This is a genomic window from Chromohalobacter canadensis (assembly GCF_029544075.1).
Taxonomy (GTDB): Bacteria; Pseudomonadota; Gammaproteobacteria; order Pseudomonadales; family Halomonadaceae; genus Chromohalobacter; species Chromohalobacter canadensis_A.
The window spans coordinates 127,236-145,482 of the sequence record NZ_JAJQJH010000008.1; the positions used below are offsets into that span (position 1 = coordinate 127,236).

Annotated in this window: 15 protein-coding genes; 5 read left to right on the forward strand and 10 right to left on the reverse strand. The window is 62.8% G+C overall.

Features of this window, described 5'->3' with window-relative positions:
* Positions 1 to 13 precede the first annotated feature (13 nt).
* Positions 14 to 1,375, forward strand: a complete 1,362-nt coding sequence (locus tag LUN51_RS11585) for a maltoporin (protein ID WP_277811382.1) — start codon at positions 14 to 16, stop codon at positions 1,373 to 1,375.
* 109 nt (positions 1,376 to 1,484) lie between these two features.
* Positions 1,485 to 2,405 (forward strand): MalM family protein, encoded by a 921-nt coding sequence (locus tag LUN51_RS11590; protein WP_277811383.1) that lies wholly within the window; start codon positions 1,485 to 1,487, stop codon positions 2,403 to 2,405.
* A 24-nt stretch (positions 2,406 to 2,429) separates the two neighbouring features.
* Here the strand turns inward: LUN51_RS11590 and LUN51_RS11595 are convergent, their stop codons facing one another.
* From LUN51_RS11595 to glnA, 10 genes are all read right to left on the reverse strand, one after another.
* Positions 2,430 to 3,767 carry a deoxyguanosinetriphosphate triphosphohydrolase gene (locus LUN51_RS11595; RefSeq protein WP_277811384.1) on the reverse strand — a complete coding sequence of 446 codons (1,338 nt, stop codon included), beginning with the start codon at positions 3,765 to 3,767 and terminating at the stop codon, positions 2,430 to 2,432.
* A gap of 22 nt (positions 3,768 to 3,789) precedes the next feature.
* Positions 3,790 to 4,653 carry an isocitrate lyase/PEP mutase family protein gene (locus LUN51_RS11600; RefSeq protein WP_075368608.1) on the reverse strand — a complete coding sequence of 288 codons (864 nt, stop codon included), beginning with the start codon at positions 4,651 to 4,653 and terminating at the stop codon, positions 3,790 to 3,792.
* A 234-nt stretch (positions 4,654 to 4,887) separates the two neighbouring features.
* Positions 4,888 to 5,721, reverse strand: a complete 834-nt coding sequence (gene phnE, locus LUN51_RS11605; RefSeq protein ID WP_277811385.1) for a phosphonate ABC transporter, permease protein PhnE — start codon at positions 5,719 to 5,721, stop codon at positions 4,888 to 4,890.
* Entirely contained in the window at positions 5,718 to 6,530 is an 813-nt protein-coding gene (gene phnE / locus LUN51_RS11610; protein ID WP_431355575.1) for a phosphonate ABC transporter, permease protein PhnE, read from the reverse strand. Before phnE (LUN51_RS11610) ends, phnE (LUN51_RS11605) begins: the two co-directional genes overlap by 4 nt.
* Positions 6,527 to 7,348, reverse strand: coding sequence for a phosphonate ABC transporter ATP-binding protein (gene phnC, locus LUN51_RS11615; RefSeq protein ID WP_277811386.1), 822 nt, complete (start codon positions 7,346 to 7,348; stop codon positions 6,527 to 6,529). Before phnC ends, phnE (LUN51_RS11610) begins: the two co-directional genes overlap by 4 nt.
* 81 nt (positions 7,349 to 7,429) lie before the next feature.
* Positions 7,430 to 8,404, reverse strand: coding sequence for a phosphate/phosphite/phosphonate ABC transporter substrate-binding protein (phnD, locus tag LUN51_RS11620; protein WP_097021707.1), 975 nt, complete (start codon positions 8,402 to 8,404; stop codon positions 7,430 to 7,432).
* Positions 8,405 to 8,554: 150 nt separating this feature from the next.
* Positions 8,555 to 9,964: a nitrogen regulation protein NR(I) gene (gene ntrC, locus LUN51_RS11625; protein WP_277811387.1), complete on the reverse strand. Its 1,410-nt coding sequence runs from the start codon at positions 9,962 to 9,964 to the stop codon at positions 8,555 to 8,557.
* A 15-nt stretch (positions 9,965 to 9,979) separates the two neighbouring features.
* Positions 9,980 to 11,074, reverse strand: coding sequence for a nitrogen regulation protein NR(II) (glnL, locus tag LUN51_RS11630; protein WP_277811388.1), 1,095 nt, complete (start codon positions 11,072 to 11,074; stop codon positions 9,980 to 9,982).
* A gap of 161 nt (positions 11,075 to 11,235) precedes the next feature.
* Positions 11,236 to 11,856 carry a DUF4124 domain-containing protein gene (locus LUN51_RS11635; RefSeq protein ID WP_277811389.1) on the reverse strand — a complete coding sequence of 207 codons (621 nt, stop codon included), beginning with the start codon at positions 11,854 to 11,856 and terminating at the stop codon, positions 11,236 to 11,238.
* Positions 11,857 to 12,034: 178 nt separating this feature from the next.
* The gene (glnA, locus tag LUN51_RS11640) at positions 12,035 to 13,444 is read right to left on the reverse strand and encodes a glutamate--ammonia ligase (protein WP_277811390.1); all 1,410 of its coding nucleotides are present in this window, start codon (positions 13,442 to 13,444) and stop codon (positions 12,035 to 12,037) included.
* A gap of 499 nt (positions 13,445 to 13,943) precedes the next feature.
* Here glnA and LUN51_RS11645 point away from each other — a divergent pair, with 499 nt between their 5' ends.
* The 3 genes from LUN51_RS11645 (at position 13,944) to typA (ending at position 18,126) form a co-directional block, all read left to right on the forward strand.
* Positions 13,944 to 14,906, forward strand: coding sequence for a glycosyltransferase (locus tag LUN51_RS11645; protein ID WP_277811391.1), 963 nt, complete (start codon positions 13,944 to 13,946; stop codon positions 14,904 to 14,906).
* Between the two features lie 147 nt (positions 14,907 to 15,053).
* The gene (locus tag LUN51_RS11650; protein WP_277811392.1) at positions 15,054 to 16,046 is read left to right on the forward strand and encodes a polysaccharide deacetylase family protein; all 993 of its coding nucleotides are present in this window, start codon (positions 15,054 to 15,056) and stop codon (positions 16,044 to 16,046) included.
* A 268-nt stretch (positions 16,047 to 16,314) separates the two neighbouring features.
* Complete coding sequence (gene typA, locus LUN51_RS11655) at positions 16,315 to 18,126, forward strand: translational GTPase TypA (RefSeq protein WP_277811393.1); 1,812 nt, start codon at positions 16,315 to 16,317, stop codon at positions 18,124 to 18,126.
* Positions 18,127 to 18,247: the final 121 nt, after the last annotated feature.

Sequence of the window (18,247 nt, forward strand, 5' to 3'; positions counted from 1 at the left end):
CAAGGGACATCTCATGAGAGACTCACGCCAGTTCACACGCCGACCGCTACTCGCGGCCCTAATCGGTGCCTCCTGCGTCATGCCGGCCTTGGCCCATGCCGATATCAATCCCAATTTTTTCGGCTACGCACGCTCGGGGATCGGTTCCACTGCCGGCGGCGGCAGCCAGACCTGCTTCAAGGCGGCAGGGGCGCCGGCCAAGTACCGTCTCGGCAACGAGTGCGAGACCTACGCCGAGCTGGGCCTGGGCGCCAATCTCTTCGACCAGCAAGGCACGAGCTTCGACTTCGCCAGCCGCGTCGCCTACGTCACCGCGCAGGACAACGACTCCGAATCGCTTCAGGATGCCGACAACGACATCGCCCTGCGCGAAATGTACGTGACCGGCACCAACGCCGTCAGCGGTCTACCCGACGGCTCTACGCTGTGGGCCGGTAAGCGCTTCTACAAGCGCCACGACATCCACATGAACGACTTCTACTACTGGGACGTCTCCGGTCCCGGCGTGGGTATCTCGGACATCGACTTGGGCGTCGGCAACCTCAGCCTTGCCTGGGTGAGAAGCTCGGGCTCGGACAACGACAACTTTCCCGACCAGGGCCAGCGTCTTTCCGATGACACCGTCGACATACGTATGACCGACATTGCCACCAATCCCGGCGGTTCGCTGCAGTTGGGTGTCGACTATGGCCGTGCCTCAACCCCAGAGTGGCTTGAGAATTACTACGACAATAACAATATCGACTACGAAGACGGCGACAAGGGGTGGATGGGCACCATCGAGCACACCCAGTCGAACTGGTTCGGCGGTTCCAACACCGTCGCGCTACAGTACGCCACCGATGGCATCATCACCAGTAACGGCAATGCCGTGGGCCGACCAGCGGGTGGCTTAGTCAGCCAGGACGGCGACATGTGGCGCGTACTCGATCACGGCCATGTCTGGCTGGTGCAGGACAAGCTCGACCTGCTCTACGCCGCCATCTACGAAGACAAGAACATGGACGACGACTCCGGCCGTAAGTGGTTCTCGGCGGGCGTACGTCCGGTGTACTACTGGAACGACATCATGAGCACGGCGGTGGAGCTCGGCTACGATCATATCGAGCCGCAAAGCGGCGTCAGCAGCTACAATGGCGAAGACCACCACGTCACCAAGCTGACCCTCGCCCAACAATGGTCCGCCGGACGCGGCGCCATGATTCGTCCCACCATCCGCCTGTTCGCTACCTACGCCAAGTGGAATGGTGATGCCTACGAAGAAGCCGGCGTAGCGAATTCGCTGGACACTGGCTCAGGCCCCAACAACGTCGATTTCAACGACACCGACGGCCTGACCTTCGGCGCCCAAATGGAGGTCTGGTGGGGCAGTTGATCGCTCGGCGGTCACCAAAGCGACCGCTGACACGCTAGTTAGCTGTATCGATCCTTCGGGCCCCGCCGCGTGAGCGTCGGGGCCGCTTTTGCATTCGGGAGTTCATTGCATGCCACAACGCCATATCGCCATCCTACTCTCGGGACTAGCCCTGACCAGCCTGGCGGGCTGCGCCTCGTTGGTTCCCCACGGCGACACCGCCGTGGCGCCAGCCAAGCAAAGCCAACAAGCGCTCGCCCAAGCCACGGACTGCTGCGACACGCTCGCCACCTTGCCTTATCAGCCATTGACGGTCGGCGAGTCACAGTCATTAACGCTCGACACACATGCCCCGATGCACCAGTTCGAGGACGGGGCCAGCTACTTCCAGGCATTCGAGTTACCGCGCACGCGCGAGCCGCTGACGTTCAAACTCACCAGCACCATCGCCAACGATCAGGTCTTCGCGCCCACGGTGCTGATCCTCGATGAGGATTTTCAGCCCACGCAGCGCGTCGCCAGCGATAAATTCGACTATCTCAGTCCCAATGGTTTCGCCGGTGCGCGTTTGGGGGCCACCTTCGACATCACCCCCGGCCCCGATGCCGCCTACATGGTGGTCTACAGCAACGAAACCGCGCGCCAGGGCACGACGCAGTATGAAAGCGCGGAAAAAGTCTATGCCCGCGTACGCGGCCTCGCGCTTCCCCCAGGGCCTGACCCCATCGCCGAGCACACCGCGACCGGCAACGTCACTCTGGAAAGCGAATCCCGCGAGACCGGCGGTGGCCTACTAACGCCGATTCTCGGCACGCGCTCGCATGCCGACAGTGTGACGAAGACTCGCAACGCGACTGCGCGCGACGAGCAGGCATCCCCGTCAAGCGCTAGCGCCTCCACGCCCGACTTCGATTACCGGCGGATGATCAACGCCGCCCTCAAGGCCGATGACATCGAGCTGGCCATGCAGCTGGCCGAACGCGCCGAGCGCGAAGGCCACAGCGGCACCCGCGCCTGGCTGGCCGAGCGCCTGCGCAGCGTTTCGCCGTAACCCCGCGCCTGCGCGGCGAGCACATTACTCGCCGCGCAGGCGGCCGCCCATCTCCTGCGCCAGGTCGACGGCGTAGTGGTCAGTCATGCCACCGATGAAGTCGAGCATGCGCCGATAGCTGGCGTAGAGTGACCAAGACGGCTTGGGCGTGTTCTCGCCGATCAATGCCAGCACGCGCTGGTGCTTGAAGGACGACTCGCCGCTGTGGTGAAGCTCATACGCCGCGCCGATGAAGGCTTCTAGGAGAATGCCCAGCGTCGTGTAGGCACCGATCTCCAGCTTGGCCTTGCGTTCGTTTTGGAAGATACGTTCGCGGGCGATCTGCTTGGCCGTGCCTACTCCCCATCCCAAGTCGGGATGACACAGCTCGAGCAGGTCGCCATTCAGGGTGCCGTTCAGCAGCGCACTCTCATGTTGCACGAATACTGCCGCAACATCGTTCACAGCACGTTCCATCGCCGCGCCGCGCAAGGCCGCGATACGCCGACGCTGGGAGACCCCTCGGACACGCATGTCGTCATAACCCGATGGCGCCCCCCCGGCGATCTGGATGAGCACCTCGGCGACTTCGTCGTAGCGCAGAATGCCCATCTCCAGGCCGTCCTCGAGATCCAGCAGCGCATAGCAGATATCGTCGGCAGCCTCGACGAGATACGCCAGCGGGTGCCGGCACCAGGCTGTTTCGCCATGCGGCAACAAGCCCAAGCGCTCGGCGACCTCGCCCAATAGCTCACGCTCCGACTGGTAACAGCCGAACTTGCCGGCCCGCGAGGCGCGCTCCACCGTCCACGGATACTTGAGCATCGTGCCAAGCGTAGCGGCGCTCAGGCGCATGCCGCCGTTGAACTGGTTGTATTCGATTTGGGTGACGATGCGAAACCCTTGGGCGTTGCCCTCGTAGGTCAGCAGATCCTCGCGCTCGGCCGGCGATAGCTCGGCCAACAGCCCGCTACCTTCTGCCTCGGCACGCTTGAACCAGTCGCGGATGGCATATTCGCCGGCATGCCCGAACGGTGGATTGCCGATGTCGTGCCCCAGGCAGGCCGCCTGCACGATGACACCCAGGTCGGCGGGCGTGATCCAGCCCGGCAGCCGCTCGCGTAACTCCTCGCCGACGATCATGCCCAGCGAACGCCCCACGCAGCCCACTTCCAGAGAATGCGTCAAGCGGGTGTGGATATGATCGTTGTCGGTCAGCGGGTGGACCTGCGTCTTGCGCCCCAAGCGTCGGAACGAGCCGGCGAAGACAATACGGTCGTGATCCTTATGGAACGGACTGCGCCCGATTTCATCGCGCGAGCCTCCGTGCTTGTCATTGAGGCGGGTAGGGTCAAGCAGACGCTCCCATTGCATGGCGCTCATCGCACTCTCCGGTTGTCGAGGCCTACTCTTTCACATCCATATAATCGCGCGCCCAGGCACGATACTCGTCCAGCGTAGAGTAACGCGTGGACAACTGCGACGCGCTCAATTCGCTGGCAGCGATATCGCGCTGCTCGCGCAGGCAGTCGTAGGTGGCCTTGATGGCGGCAAAGTAGGCCGCATGACCGTTGACCACCACGCGCACGCCGAGCGCAGCCAGGCGTTCGCGATCACGCAGTTCGGGATTGCCGTAAGTGACCAGCATCAGCGGGATTTCGAGCGGAGCGGCCAGACGCGCGAGATGCTCGAAGTCACGCACACCCACCAGGCAGATGGCATCCACGCCCGCCGCTTGATAGGCACACACGCGCTCGATGGCAGCATCATCGTCGAGTTGACCGGCGTTAGTGCGTGCGATGATCGCCATCGCCGGGTCGATACGCGCCTCCAAGGCCGCACGCATCTTGCCTACGCCCTCGTCGAGAGGGATGAGGTCGGTGGACTTGTGCCCGTACTGCGCCGGCAGCAGGGTGTCCTCGATGGTCAACGCCGCCACGCCGGCACGTTCGAGCTCGGTAATGGTACGCATGACGTTGAGCGCGTTGCCATAGCCATGATCGGCGTCGGCGATCACCGGGAGTCGCGTCACGCGGCCGATGCGAGTCGCTTGTTCGACGAACTCGCTCAGCGTGATCAAGGCGAAATCCGGCGCCGCCAGTACCTGCAACGAGGCCACCGAGCCGCCCAGAATCCCCACCTCGAAGCCCAAATCCGCGGCGATGCGCGCCGACATGGGGTCGAACACCGAAGCGGTGAAAAAGCATTGGTCGGACGCCAGCAGGGCGCGGAAGTCATTACGTAGATCGTGTTGCGAGGGGGTTGCCACTCAGGACTCCTATTGTCACGCGACGACCGTACGGCGCGCGGGCGAAAGGCCCGCGCGGACGACGGCGGTCGGATTGAACACGTCCAGCTTAGCTGGCGCATGGGACATGCCTCCCCGCTGACGAGTCACCTGTCAGAACGCGGCGGGAAGGCGTCGATTAGACCTTAGGAGGAGAAGGATATTACGCCGCTCGACAAGATGCACGGGGCATGCCGCATGCCGGCGGCGGCACAATCACATGATGGCGTGGCGCACCCGCGCCGAGATCCACTCGCTGACGAGCACCGTGGCGAGAATGGCGAGCAGAATCGTCGCCACCTGCGGCCAGGCCAGCACGTTGATTGACGACTGCAGCTTGAGGCCGATGCCGCCCGCGCCGACCAGGCCCAGAATCGTGCTTTCGCGGATATTGATGTCCCAGCGGAACATGGCGATTGCCCAAAACGCCGGCATCACCTGGGGCACGATGGCATAGTCGAGCCGCTGCGCGGCACTCGCGCCGGTGGCACTGATCGCCTCGACCTGGCGCGAATCGGTCTCCTCGATGGACTCATAGAGCAGCTTGCCGACGAAGCCGATCGAACGCAGCGCGATCGCCACCACCCCGGCGAGCAGCCCCGGCCCAAGAATGGCGACCAGCAGCAGCGCCCAGATCAAGGAGTTGATCGAACGCGAGGTAACGATCACCAACAGCGCCACCGGCCGGATCCATATCCGCGAAGGCGTGGTATTGCGTGCGGCGAGAAACGCCACCGGCACCGCCATAATCACGCCCCCCAAGGTGCCCAGAGTGGCGATGTTGATCGTATCCCACAGCGGCGCCATCAACTCGGGCAGATACGCCATGCTCGGCGGCCACATCCGGCTGCCAAGGTCGGCGGCCTGGCTCGGTGCGTCGGCCACGAACACCCACATCGTGTCGGCGTTCATCACCTGCCAGCAGTAGACGAACAACGCCACCAGTGCCAGCCAGCCGAACCACAAGGCGAGCCGCGCCCGTGGCGTGCGAAAGGTCCACACATCAGCGTAGGTGGTAGGCGCGTCGGGGGTCACAGGGGTCGGCTTCATTGCAGGAATCTTCTCAGGTAGCTGGAGCCGTATTCCGCCAGCATGACGATGGCGATGACGATCAGCAGGATGGCGCCGGCGCTATCGTATTCGTAGCGGTCGATGGCGGTGTTGAGCGTGGCGCCGATGCCCCCGGCACCGACGATGCCGATCACCGCGCTCTCGCGGAAGTTGATGTCCAACCGGTAGAGCGACAGCCCAATCAGGCGCGGCATCACCTGGGGCTGAATGGCATAGTGCAGCACCTGCCACCAGCCGGCACCGGTAGCGCGAATCGCCTCAACCTGGCGCGGGTCGATCTCCTCGATGTCGTCGGCCAACAGCTTGGCGATGAACCCGATCGAGGCGAACGACAGCGTCACGAACCCCGCCAGCGGGCCGAAGCCGAACATCGCAACGAGAAATATCGCGATAATGACCTCCTGCAGGGAGCGGCTGACGGCAATAATTGCGCGGCACAGGCCATATACTGAGGCCGGTACCAGGTTGCGCGCGCCGCCAATGCCGATGGGCACCGAGATCGCCACCCCGACCACGGTGGCGGTGAGTGTCATGGTCAGGCTCTCGATGAGCCCCTGGCGAATGTCGCTCCAACGGCTGATGAAATCGGGTTGTAGAAACCCGTGGGCGAAACGCTGCGCGCGGGATAGACCTTCCACCACACGCGACCACTCGACCTCGAAGGAGCCCAGCGCCAGGACCAGATAGGCCAACGCCGCGCCCTGCACGAGCAGGCGCCAGCGTCGGTCACGCAGCATCCGCGCCGGTCGCCGCCAGCGCGTGGGATAGACAGGCGCTGACACACTCATCGCGCCACCTCCGCCAGGCGCCGCGAAGTGTCCTCCTCGGCATCCCGGTCCGCTTCGTGTTCGCGGCGCATCGCCGACCAGTCCTCGGCACCGTAAATATCGCCAAGCACCGTCTCGTCGAGAGCCGTCGGCGCACCGTCGAAGACCACTTCCCCCGCACGAAGGCCGACGATGCGATGCATGAACTGCTGGGCCAACGGCACGTCGTGAATATTGACGATGGCTGGCAAGTCGCGCTCGTCGCATACCTCGATGATCAAGCGCATGATCTGGCGGCTCGTCTTGGGGTCCAGGCTGGCGGTCGGTTCGTCGACTAACAACAGCGCGGGCTCCTGAGCCAAGGCCCGCGCGATACCCACCCGCTGGCGCTGGCCACCCGATAGCGCGTCGGCGCGTTTGTCGGCATGCTCGAGCAAGCCCACACGGTCGAGCAGGCGGTAGGCGTTCTCGATATCACGTCCCGGAAAGCGCCGCGTGAAGCTGCGCCAGAACGGCACATACCCTAGGCGCCCCGATAGGACGTTTTCCATCACCGTGAGCCGCTCGACCAGCGCGTACTCCTGGAAGATCATGCCGATCCGCCGTCGCTGGCGACGCAATTCGGCGCGCCCCACCTGAGCGAGATCGATATCGCCGAGCAGAATACGCCCCCCACTGGGATCGACCAGGCGATTGATGCAGCGAATCAGTGTCGACTTGCCGGCGCCTGAAGGCCCGATCAAGCCCACCACCTGGCCACGCGGCACGACGAAGGAGACATCGCGCAGCGCCGTGTCACCGGTGGCATAGGTCTTGGTGAGTTGTTGTAGGTCCAGCACGTCAGTCTCCCCACTCGTGAGGAGCGAGCGCCGCGTACGGCAACGCTCGGTCCCCATGCATCGAGCTTGGCTCTCCAGTGCTTACGAGCACTGGTAGTCGACGCCGTTGGCTGCATCGATCTGGCGAATCACCGACCAGTGCTTCTTGAAGGTGATGGGGATGAACTGTGACTCGCCGTTCTTGCCGAATTCCTCGGCCAGTTCAGTGCCTTCCCAGTCGAAGTCAAAGAACGCCTTCTTGATGGCTTCCTGCAATTCGGGCTTGAGGTCGTGGGCCACCCCATACGCGGTGGTCGGGAAGGTATCCGACTGATAGATCACCTCGATCTGATCCGCGTCGATCACGTCGCGCTCGAGCATGCGCGCCTTGACCGAATTGGCGATAGTGGCGACCTCATAGTCGTGATTGGCGACACCGAGAATCGAATTGTCGTGCTTACCGGAGAAGTCGACCTCGTAATCTTCTCCGGACGTCATACCGAATTCCGAGGCCATCAGCGCGGTGGGCGCCTTGTAACCGGAATTGGACGTCTCTGAGGTATGGGTCAGGGTCTTGCCCTTGATGTCTTCGACCTCATCGATACCCGAGCCAGGATAAGTGATGATCTCCATCTCGTAGCCGAAGGAACCATCGTCGGCGGCCATCATCGCGAAGGGCCTAAAGCCCGCGCAGGCCACCGCCAGCGGGTTAGAGCCGGTGTTGAAACCGGCCACGTGCAGGCGGCCGGCACGCATCGCCTCGATCTGGGCAGCGTTGGACTGCACAGGGAAGAAGCGCACCTCTTTGCCGGTGACCTCTTCCATGTGATCAAGGAAGCCGGACCACACATCCGCGTAGACGGCAGGATCTTCCACCGGGGTATAGGCGAAGACCAGCGTGTCCGGGTCGCGCCATTGGGATTCGTCTTCTGGAATGTCGGCGACGAGGTCGCCATCGCGGTCGGTGTAACGGTCGCTGAGCTGGAAGTCGGCCTGGGCGGTGGATGTGCCTGCGGCGAGAGCGGCGAAGGCAAGCCCCAAGGCGGGGCGTTTCAGAAAAAGCGTCTGCGAGAACATGCGTTGTCACCTGGTTGCGAACAAGGAGCAATACCCATTGTTCGCACCCTTGAATGACAGTTCCGCGACGCTTCGGTGACGATCCTATGACGTTGCCATGACCGCGCGCCGTGGCGCCCGCGCCCAAACCCACAGGCCACGCATTAAGATTCAGTCGTCGGCGAGCGCCGGCAGCAGCACCTTGAGCTTACGCGTCAGTGTATTGCGGCCCCAACCGAGCAGCTCGGCGGCCTCGCCCTTGCGCCCGCCGGTGTGCTTGAGCGCGGTCTCGATGAGAATGCGCTCGAAATCCGGCACCGCCTCTTCGAGAAGATGCGTATGCCCGGCGGCCAGGGCGCGATCGGCCCACTCGCGGAAGGCACCGCGCCAGTCGCCGCCGGCACTTTCGGTGCCCTCGATATCACGCAGCTCCGGCGGCAGGTCCTCGACCAGCACCTCGCGTCCCGACGCCATTACCGTCAGCCAGCGACAGGTGTTCTCGAGCTGGCGCACGTTGCCCGGCCACGGCAGCTGCGTGAGGTGCTGTTCGGCTTCCTGGGTCAGCACTTTGGGCTCGGTGGCGAGCTCCTTGGCGGCGTCGGCCAGGAAGTGCTGCACCAAGCGCGGAATGTCCTCACGCCGCTCGGAAAGACGCGGCAGATGGATACGAATCACGTTGAGGCGGTGAAACAGATCCTCGCGAAAGCGGCCGTCCTCGACCAGGCGCTCCAGATGCTGGTGGGTCGCGGCGATGATGCGCACGTCGACCTTGACCGGCGTGTGGCCACCGACCCGGTAGAACTCACCATCGGCCAGCACGCGCAACAAGCGCGTCTGCGTCTCGGCGGGCATGTCGCCAATCTCGTCGAGGAATAGCGTGCCGCCATCGGACTGCTCGAAGCGTCCCCGCCGCTGCGAGGTCGCCCCGGTGAAAGCGCCCTTTTCATGGCCGAAGAGTTCGGATTCCATCAGATCCTTGGGAATCGCCGCCATGTTGAGGGCAATAAAGGGCCCACCATGACGCGGACTGTGCTGGTGAAGCGCCTGGGCGACACGCTCCTTGCCGGTCCCCGACTCTCCGTTGATCATCACCGTGATATGCGATTGCGAGAGCCGCCCGATGGCGCGAAAAACCTCCTGCATCGCCGGCGCCTCGCCAATGATCTCCGCCGACAGACCTTCCGGCACCGCCGCCGGCGTGCGTCGCTCGCGGGCATGCGCCACGCCACGCCGTACCAGCGCCAGGGCCTCGTCGACATCGAACGGCTTGGGCAGGTACTCGAAGGCGCCGCCCTGGTACGACGCCACCGCGCTGTCGAGGTCCGAATGCGCGGTCATCACGATCACCGGCAGGTCCGGGTGGCTTTCGCGAATGCGCGCCATCAGGTCCAGCCCGTCCAGACCCGGCATGCGGATATCGGTCAGCAAGACATCCGGCGGCTGCCGCAGGATACGTTCCAATGCACTATCGGCGCGCTCGAAGCTCTCAACGTCGAGGTCCGGCTGAGCCAGCGCGCGCTCCAATACCCAGCGAATAGCGCGATCGTCGTCGACGATCATGATGCGTGCGACGTCAGTCATGGGGCCTCCCGAGCCTCAATGATGGCTCTCAAGCGGAATCAACAAGCGGAATTCGGTACATCCGGGCACCGAGTCGCACTCGATCAAGCCCTGATGCTGATGCAGGATCGACTGCGCGATGGAAAGGCCCAGGCCACTGCCCTCGGCTCGCCCCGAGACCATGGGGTAGAACAACGTCTCGCGCAGCGTCTCGGGAATCCCGGGGCCGTTATCGAGAATGCCCAGCTCGCAGACCAACCGGTGGCGCTCGGCACCCAGCGTGAACTGTCGCCGGGCCCGGGTGCGCAAGATCAGGCGTGGGCCGTCAACGCCGTGCTCCTCCATCGCCTGGACGGCGTTGCGGGCGACGTTGAGCACCGCCTGGATCAGTTGCGCTTCATCGCCCTCTAGTTCCGGCAGGCTGGGGTCGTAGTCACGCACGTACTCGGTACGCGGATGCTCGGCCTCCAGCAAGGTCCGCACGCGCTCGAGCACTTTATGGATGTTGAGCGGTTCGTGGCGACTCATGCTATTGGGTCCCAGCATACGATCGACCAGATCGCGCAGGCGGTCCGCCTCCTCGACGATCACGCGTGTGAACTCGGAGAGCTGCGGGTCGGGCAGATCGCGTTCGAGTAGCTGCGCCGCGCCACGAATACCGCCCAGCGGGTTCTTGACCTCGTGTGCCAGGCCCCGGGTGAGCACCTTGATGGTCTCCTGACGCGCGATCAAAGCTTCCTCGCGGGAGATGCGCAGCAACCGATCGCGCGGTTCGATCTCGATCAGCAGTTCATCGGCGGACAACGGCGTGACGGTGAAATCCACCGTGGCCGAATCTCCCGACGGCAACGTCAGATTCGCCTCGCGTTGCGTGAAGGGGTGCAGCTCGTCACGCGCCTTGAACAACACCGCTTCGACACTGCCCTCGACCCCCGCCAGACTTTCCAGTCGCTGGCCCATGACACGCAACCGGCTAGTCGCCAGCAACGACTCGGCGGCCGGATTCATCCAACGCACATGCAAATCGCCATCGAGCAGCACCACCGCTGTCGTCAGGTGTTCTAGCAAACGTTTTGGTTCGACCGAGCTTGGGGGTTCGACCGAATATTGTGGCAAAGGAGGTTCTGGCATGTGCCATCCATTATCCATCGTCCATGTACGTTAGCAGTGCAAGAAGCGCGCCAGTCTGACACTGCCCGGTATAGAGCAGTGCAGCCACTGACACACATATCGCTAACGCACCAAAATAGTGCAAAACGAGGAAGGTAGACAGCGCCAAGCGCCAAATCGGCTCACTGGCTGTCGCTGCCACCATTATTGCGGGGATTGTTGGGGTTGGCAGGTAGGTAACGGCTGGCACGTTGCACATAAAGCGTGATCGGGGCACTACGTTGGCGCACACGTCCCTCAGCATCGACGACTTCAGCACGCAAGGTATGCTCCCCACGCACTAGCTCGGTGACCGAGAAGGTCGTCGCATGCCGGGCCGGCCCATTCACCTCACCATCGATTACCATGCGCAGCTTGTCCGTCTCGCGCAGTTCGGGCGAGATCGCCACGCGCACCTGAGTATCCCCTGCCGCACCGGTGGGCAGGGTCGTCTCGTTGCCAGGGGCCGCAATGGCGAGACGCTCGTAAGCGGTGAATGACGACGTGCCATTCGCTTCTGGCGCGGTCGCCGCGTCCGGCAGCGCCTGGAGATCGCGTGTCTCGCGCGGTTGGCCGGGCACCGTGTTCACCGTGCCGACGTCCACCTTTTCCCCTACCGGGCGGTCGGAAAAGGCCACGTTGCCTTGCGCATCGACGCTGCGATAGACCGGCGTCGCCTGCGCCGCCGAGACACCCATCACAACCGCTACGAGCAACGCCCAAGCGCATTTCAGCCATGTCGCAGTGGCCCACCCTTGGCGCATGCCCTTCTCCTCGTGCCTGTACCGAGCGCTCAGTCTAGCGCACCTTCAATTTACCCAACCACAACACGTCCCTCTACACCCTTAACGATCCCTCCATCACGCACGCGCCACAACGTAAAAAGCCCCGTCACATCGGACGGGGCCTCGTTCAGCAGAGATCACACGCTGTCGTGCGAGATCAGCAGCTGTAGTACATGTCGAATTCGATCGGGTGCGTCGCCATGCGCAGGCGGTCAACTTCTTCCTGCTTGAGCTCGATGTAAGCGTCGATCATCTCGTCGGTGAACACCTCACCCTCGGTGAGGAAGGCACGGTCGGCGTTCAACGCTTCCAGCGCCTGGTCGAGGCTCTCGGCCACGGTGGGAACCGACTTGCCTTCTTCCGGCGGCAGGTCATAGAGGTTCTTGTCCATGGCATCGCCGGGATGGATCTTGTTCTTGATGCCGTCGATACCCGCCATCAGCATCGCCGAGAAGCACAGGTAAGGGTTGGCGGTCGGGTCCGGGAAACGCAGCTCCACACGCTTACCCTTGGGGCTCGCCGTGTAGGGGATACGGATGGATGCACTGCGGTTGCGTGCACTATAGGCCAGCATGACCGGCGCTTCGAAGCCCGGGACCAGACGCTTGTAAGAGTTGGTCGAGGCGTTGGTGAAGGCGTTCAGAGCACGTGCGTGCTTGATGATACCGCCGATATAGTACAGCGCACTTTCGGACAGCCCAGCGTATTCGTCACCCGCGAACATGTTGGCGCCGTCCTTCCAGAAGGACTGGTGCACGTGCATGCCGGAACCGTTATCACCGACCAGCGGCTTGGGCATGAAGGTCGCGGTCTTGCCGTACGCGTGTGCCACGTTGTGGATCACGTACTTCATTTCCTGAACTTCGTCGGCCTTCTTGACCAAGGTGTTGAACTTGACGCCGATCTCGTTCTGGCCGGCGTTGGCCACCTCGTGGTGATGCACCTCGACCGACTGGCCGATGGCTTCCAGGGTGTTGCACATCGCACTGCGGATGTCATGGAAGCTATCCACCGGCGGTACCGGGAAATAGCCGCCCTTGACGCGCGGACGGTGCCCCAGGTTGCCGCCTTCCACGTTAGTGGAGTCGGTCGCCCAGGCGCCTTCCTCGGAAGTGATCTTGTACATCGCGCCCTGAATGTTGGCGTTCCAGTGCACTTCGTCGAAGATGAAGAATTCCGGTTCCGGCCCGAAGAAGGCGGTGTCGCCCAAGCCGGTGGACTTCAGATACGCCTCGGCACGTTTGGCGATGGAGCGCGGATCACGCTCATAACCCTGCATGGTGGCCGGCTCGATGATATCGCAACGCAGTACGAGGGTAGCGTCCTCGGTGAACGGGTCGAGATAACCGCTGCCATCTTCCGGGCGCAGGATCATGTCGGACTCATTGATACCCTTCCAGCCTTCAATGGAGGAGCCATCGAACATCTGGCCGTCCTCGAAGAACTCATCATCGACGGCGCCGGCCGGAATCGTGACGTGCTGCTCCTTGCCCTTGGTATCGGTAAAGCGCAGGTCTACCCACTTGATATCGTGTTCTTCGATCAGGGCGAGGGTCTTCTCGGACATGATTTCCTCCACTATGAGCCCATGGCTCGGGTCGTTTGCTTGCGTGTTCAGCGTCGTTTGTAGCACGCCCGCCGGCAGCTGCCCACGGGTATGCACTTTACGTTTTGCAATGCAGAAGGCATGCCAATCATTGAGCCATCACAGTGCGACTTTTATAAACGCATGATCCACCGAGAAAAAATAGACCATCTTTGCGCATCGGTCAGCACCACTTTAGCGCCAGGTGCGCCACATTAAAGTGCAGAGACACTTTAAAGCCCCAAAAAGGTGCGCCTCATCGCCCATATGAACCAAGTTGGTGCAAAGACATGTTCGAGCCTCCTCTCGACAGCTGGCACCACACTCTACCGGGCAGACTATCGAGCAAAATCGAGCAGGCTTGTAGTCAGTATTGCTTTAGAAAAACCAGCCACGGCGATGATTGCCAGGGTTCGCGCCGCCCCCCAGGCTGTTGGTCAGCTCCCTCGACATGGGCTCTGATCCCAAGGCACTCCCAGCGATGCGCACTTACAGTCTGCTAATCGACGCCAGCCATACCCCCGAGCACCTGGAGCGCTGCCTAAGCGCCCTGGCACGCAGTATCGCGTGCTTCAGCGGGCACATCGAGACGTTGGTACAACTTACGACGCTTGATGAGCCCACCCAGCGCCTGCTGATTGAGCGCGATGTCCGCTTCGCCGTGCTGCCCCAGTATGGACAGGGCGCGCTTCGCCACCATGGTGCCACCTCTCTGAATGGCGATGTGCTGGTGTTTTTGGATGCAGCGCTCGAGGTGCCCGAGCAATGGCTTACCGGGCTCTCCCATGCCTTCAGCTATCAGGCCGCCGACGCCATCGTCTGCGCCCAATACCCAGCCACCCCGTTGCCACCACCACTCGCCAGCTGGTACCTCAGCCGCACGCAACGCGGCTTCGACGACCACCCCTGGGATTGGCCCACCGGTCAATTGGCCATCACCCGCGAGTGGTACGAGCGTCTCGGGGGCCACGACACCCGCCTCAAGGCTGGCGCCGACCTGGATATCCTCGTGCGTCTGTGGCGCTGCCACGCGCACCTCTTCTGGCAGGACGCACCATTGCTGATCGACCATGCAGCCCCGCGCCGCCTCGGTCCTTGGTGGCGTCGGCAGCACCGGCACCAGCGGCATTGTCTTTACATTCCCAGCACCGCGCGGCATCCGCGTTTTCTCGTCCCCCGGGTGAGTGCCGCGCTCCTCCAGGGCACGAGCCTACCGCTGGCCTTGCTGCTGTGGTTGCCCTTGTCGCCGGGAGTCGGGATGGCCGGTCTGACCTTCAGTGCACTCCCCGCCGGGTTCATGGCTTGGCGCGACGACACACCGGCGCCGCGCAAAACTTACCGCATCTACTGGTACCGCTGGAGCTTGCACGCCTTGCAGTTGACCGCCACCGGCGCGGCAATGATGACGTTCTGCCGACGAGGCAAGCCGGGGCTGACTGGCTAAATTGAGACAACGAGATATGCTGATAGATATCGCAACCACCATCACAACATCATCCCTCAAAGGAGACCCTTGCCGTCTGCGACAGGATGTCACCACGGCAACAACGCTCGCACTCCGAGCAACGACAGCAGTGCGGAGGGACACGCCATGAGTCATCTCAGCCTTGCCCATGACGTCGTGCAGCGCCTGCGCGGACACTGGCGACGCAGCCTTAGCGAGCCGCTTCGCGGACGCAGCGCGATTCTAGTCATACAGCGCGTATTACCCGACGAAGCCGCCGCACGCCTGCCGCACCGAGCTCCCTACTGCCTCGGCCCGGAAAGCTTCCGGCGGCTGCTCGACCACCTGACCGATCACGCTCAGATCGTCTCCCTGGCGAGTGCTCGCCGTCTGCATCGCGACCCGATGCCACGCATCGCGCTGACCTTCGACGGCGGCTGGCGCGACACCGCCGAGGTAGCGCTGCGACAGCTCGAGCGCCTGGCGTTGCCGGCCAGCGTGTTTCTGAGTACGGGCGATACAGGGCGCTCGCAAGGCGATTGGCGGATGGCCCTCGGCGACATTCTCTGGGACGGTACCCAGCCCATGCGCGTTCGCGAATGCCTCGGCGATGCCGGGCTCCCGCTCCCACCGCCACGGCCCGACCACCCAGGCACCGCCTACAGTAACGCATTGCACGACTACCTCGAACGACTCGCGCAACAAGCTGCTCCATTGACGCTGGTTCGGCTCGGCTCGGCGCTGGGCACCGAGCTCGACATCGCACCCCAAACGCTCGACCCGTTCAGCGTGCGCCGCCTGGAAAGCGACGGCTTGGTGCGTTTCGGCGCGCGCGGCGTCGCCGCCACACCGTTAGACACCCTCAACGATCATCAGATCCAATGGCAAATTCGCCATTCGCGCCGCCAACTCGGCGTGCTATGCCGCGACCCGTTATCTTATTTCGCCTATCCACAGCCGGAAGCCTCGCTCCGTGTGCGTCAACTGGCCCAGCGCTGCGGCGTTCAGGAAGCCCTTCACAGCCATGCCGGCTGGCTCTCGCACCGCGACGACCCGCTGGCATTGCCACGCTTTCAGATTACGCAACCCGTTGCCAGCAGCGCGGGACGTCTCTATGATTGGCTCCTCGGGCACCTTTAATGAGTGAATAGCCCTTCTAGATCGGTGCGCTCCACCCCACGCCACGCGTCCACCCCGACGCGATAAATGGCGGTTGACGAGTGCGCCGCCATTTTTTTGCGTATTTTCGTCCTGCCGCCAAAACGCCCCAAGTCCCTGATAGCGCCACGGTTATCGCTGCGCCAACACGACTTTTGTCGTGCCGCGCCTGTTGGCAACGGTCATCAAACTGGCAGTCGTCGGCACCCTGACCCTATAATACGGCCCAATTTTCAAGCAGGATCCCTACGTGATCGAGAACCTTCGTAACATCGCCATTATCGCCCACGTCGACCATGGCAAGACCACCTTGGTCGATCAACTCCTGAGTCAGTCCGGCACCCTCGACCGCAAGGCCGAAGGGCAAGAGCGCATCATGGACTCCAACGACCAGGAGAAAGAACGCGGTATCACCATTCTGTCCAAGAATACCGCGATCCAGTGGCACGATTACCACATCAACATCGTCGACACGCCCGGACACGCCGACTTCGGTGGTGAAGTCGAGCGCGTCATGTCGATGGTCGATTCCGTTCTGTTGATGGTGGACGCTGTCGACGGCCCCATGCCGCAGACGCGCTTCGTCACTCAGAAAGCCTTCGATCGCGGCTTGAAGCCCATCGTCGTGGTCAACAAGATCGACCGTCCCGGCGCGCGCCCTGACTGGGTCATCGACCAGATCTTCGATTTGTTCGACAACCTCGGCGCCAGCGACGAGCAGCTCGACTTCCCGATCATCTATTGCTCGGCGCTCAACGGCGTCGCCGGCATGGACCCGGAAGAGCTCGAAGACGACATGACGCCGATGTTCCAATCCATCGTCGATATCGTCGAACCACCCACGGTCGAACGCGACGGGCCGTTCCAGATGCAGATCTCCGCGCTGGACTACAACAGCTACGTCGGCGTCATCGGTCTGGGCCGCATCAAGCGCGGCAACGTGAGCCCCGGGCAACAGATCAGCGTGATATCCAAGGAAGGCAATGTCCGCAAGGGCAAGGTGGGTCAGGTCATGACACACCTCGGCCTCGAGCGCGTGCAGACAGAACAAGCCGAAGCCGGTGACATCGTCTGCATTACCGGCATCAGCGATCTGGCGATCTCCGATACGCTGTGCGACCCGGCCAACGTCGAGGCGCTCCCCGTGCTGACCGTCGACGAACCCACCGTCTCGATGTCCTTCCAGGTCAACGACTCGCCGTTCGCCGGCAAGGAAGGCAAGTTCGTCACCAGCCGTAACATTCGTGACCGCCTCGAGCAGGAGCTGATTCACAACGTCGCGCTGCGTGTCGAGGAAGGCGAAACGCCCGAGAAATTCAAGGTCTCCGGACGCGGTGAGCTGCACCTTTCGGTACTCATCGAAAGCATGCGTCGTGAAGGTTACGAGCTGGCCGTGGGCCGCCCCGAGGTCATCATCCGCGAGAACGATGGCGTCAAGCAGGAGCCCTACGAGGAAGTCATCATCGACTGCGAAGAGCAGCACCAAGGCGCGGTGATGGAAGAGCTCGGCTACCGCAAGGGCGAGATGACCAACATGAACCCGGACGGCAAGGGTCGTGTGCGCCTGGACTTCATCATCCCCGCGCGTGGGCTGATCGGCTTCCGTGGCCAGTTCCTGACGCTGACCTCCGGCACCGGCATCCTCACTAGCCGTTTCGACCATTACGGCCCGCTCAAGCCCGATGCCTCTGTCGAGCGTCGCAATGGCGTGCTGGTCTCCATGGCCCCCGGCAAGGCGCTGGCCTACGCGCTATTCGCCCTGCAGGATCGCGGCAAATTGCTCGTCGAGCATGGCACCGAGGTCTACGAAGGCATGCTGATCGGCATCAATAACCGTGCCGACGATATGGCGGTCAATCCCACCAAGGCCAAGAAGCTCGACAACATGCGTTCCGCCGGCACCGACGAAGCCTTGGTGCTGACGCCGCCGATCCGCTTCAGTCTCGAGCAAGCCATCGAGTTTCTCGATGACGACGAATTGGTGGAGATCACCCCCGAACATATTCGTCTGCGCAAAAAGCACCTCACCGAGAACGAGCGTAAGCGCGCCAAGAAGAAGTAACGGCGCCCCGCACTCGTTCGGCAGGAACACGAAGCCCACCTTTCTGAACTGCACCCCGAAAGTTGGACACCCAATCCAACCTTCGGGGTGTTTCTATGAGGAACCAGTACAGCGACCAGTT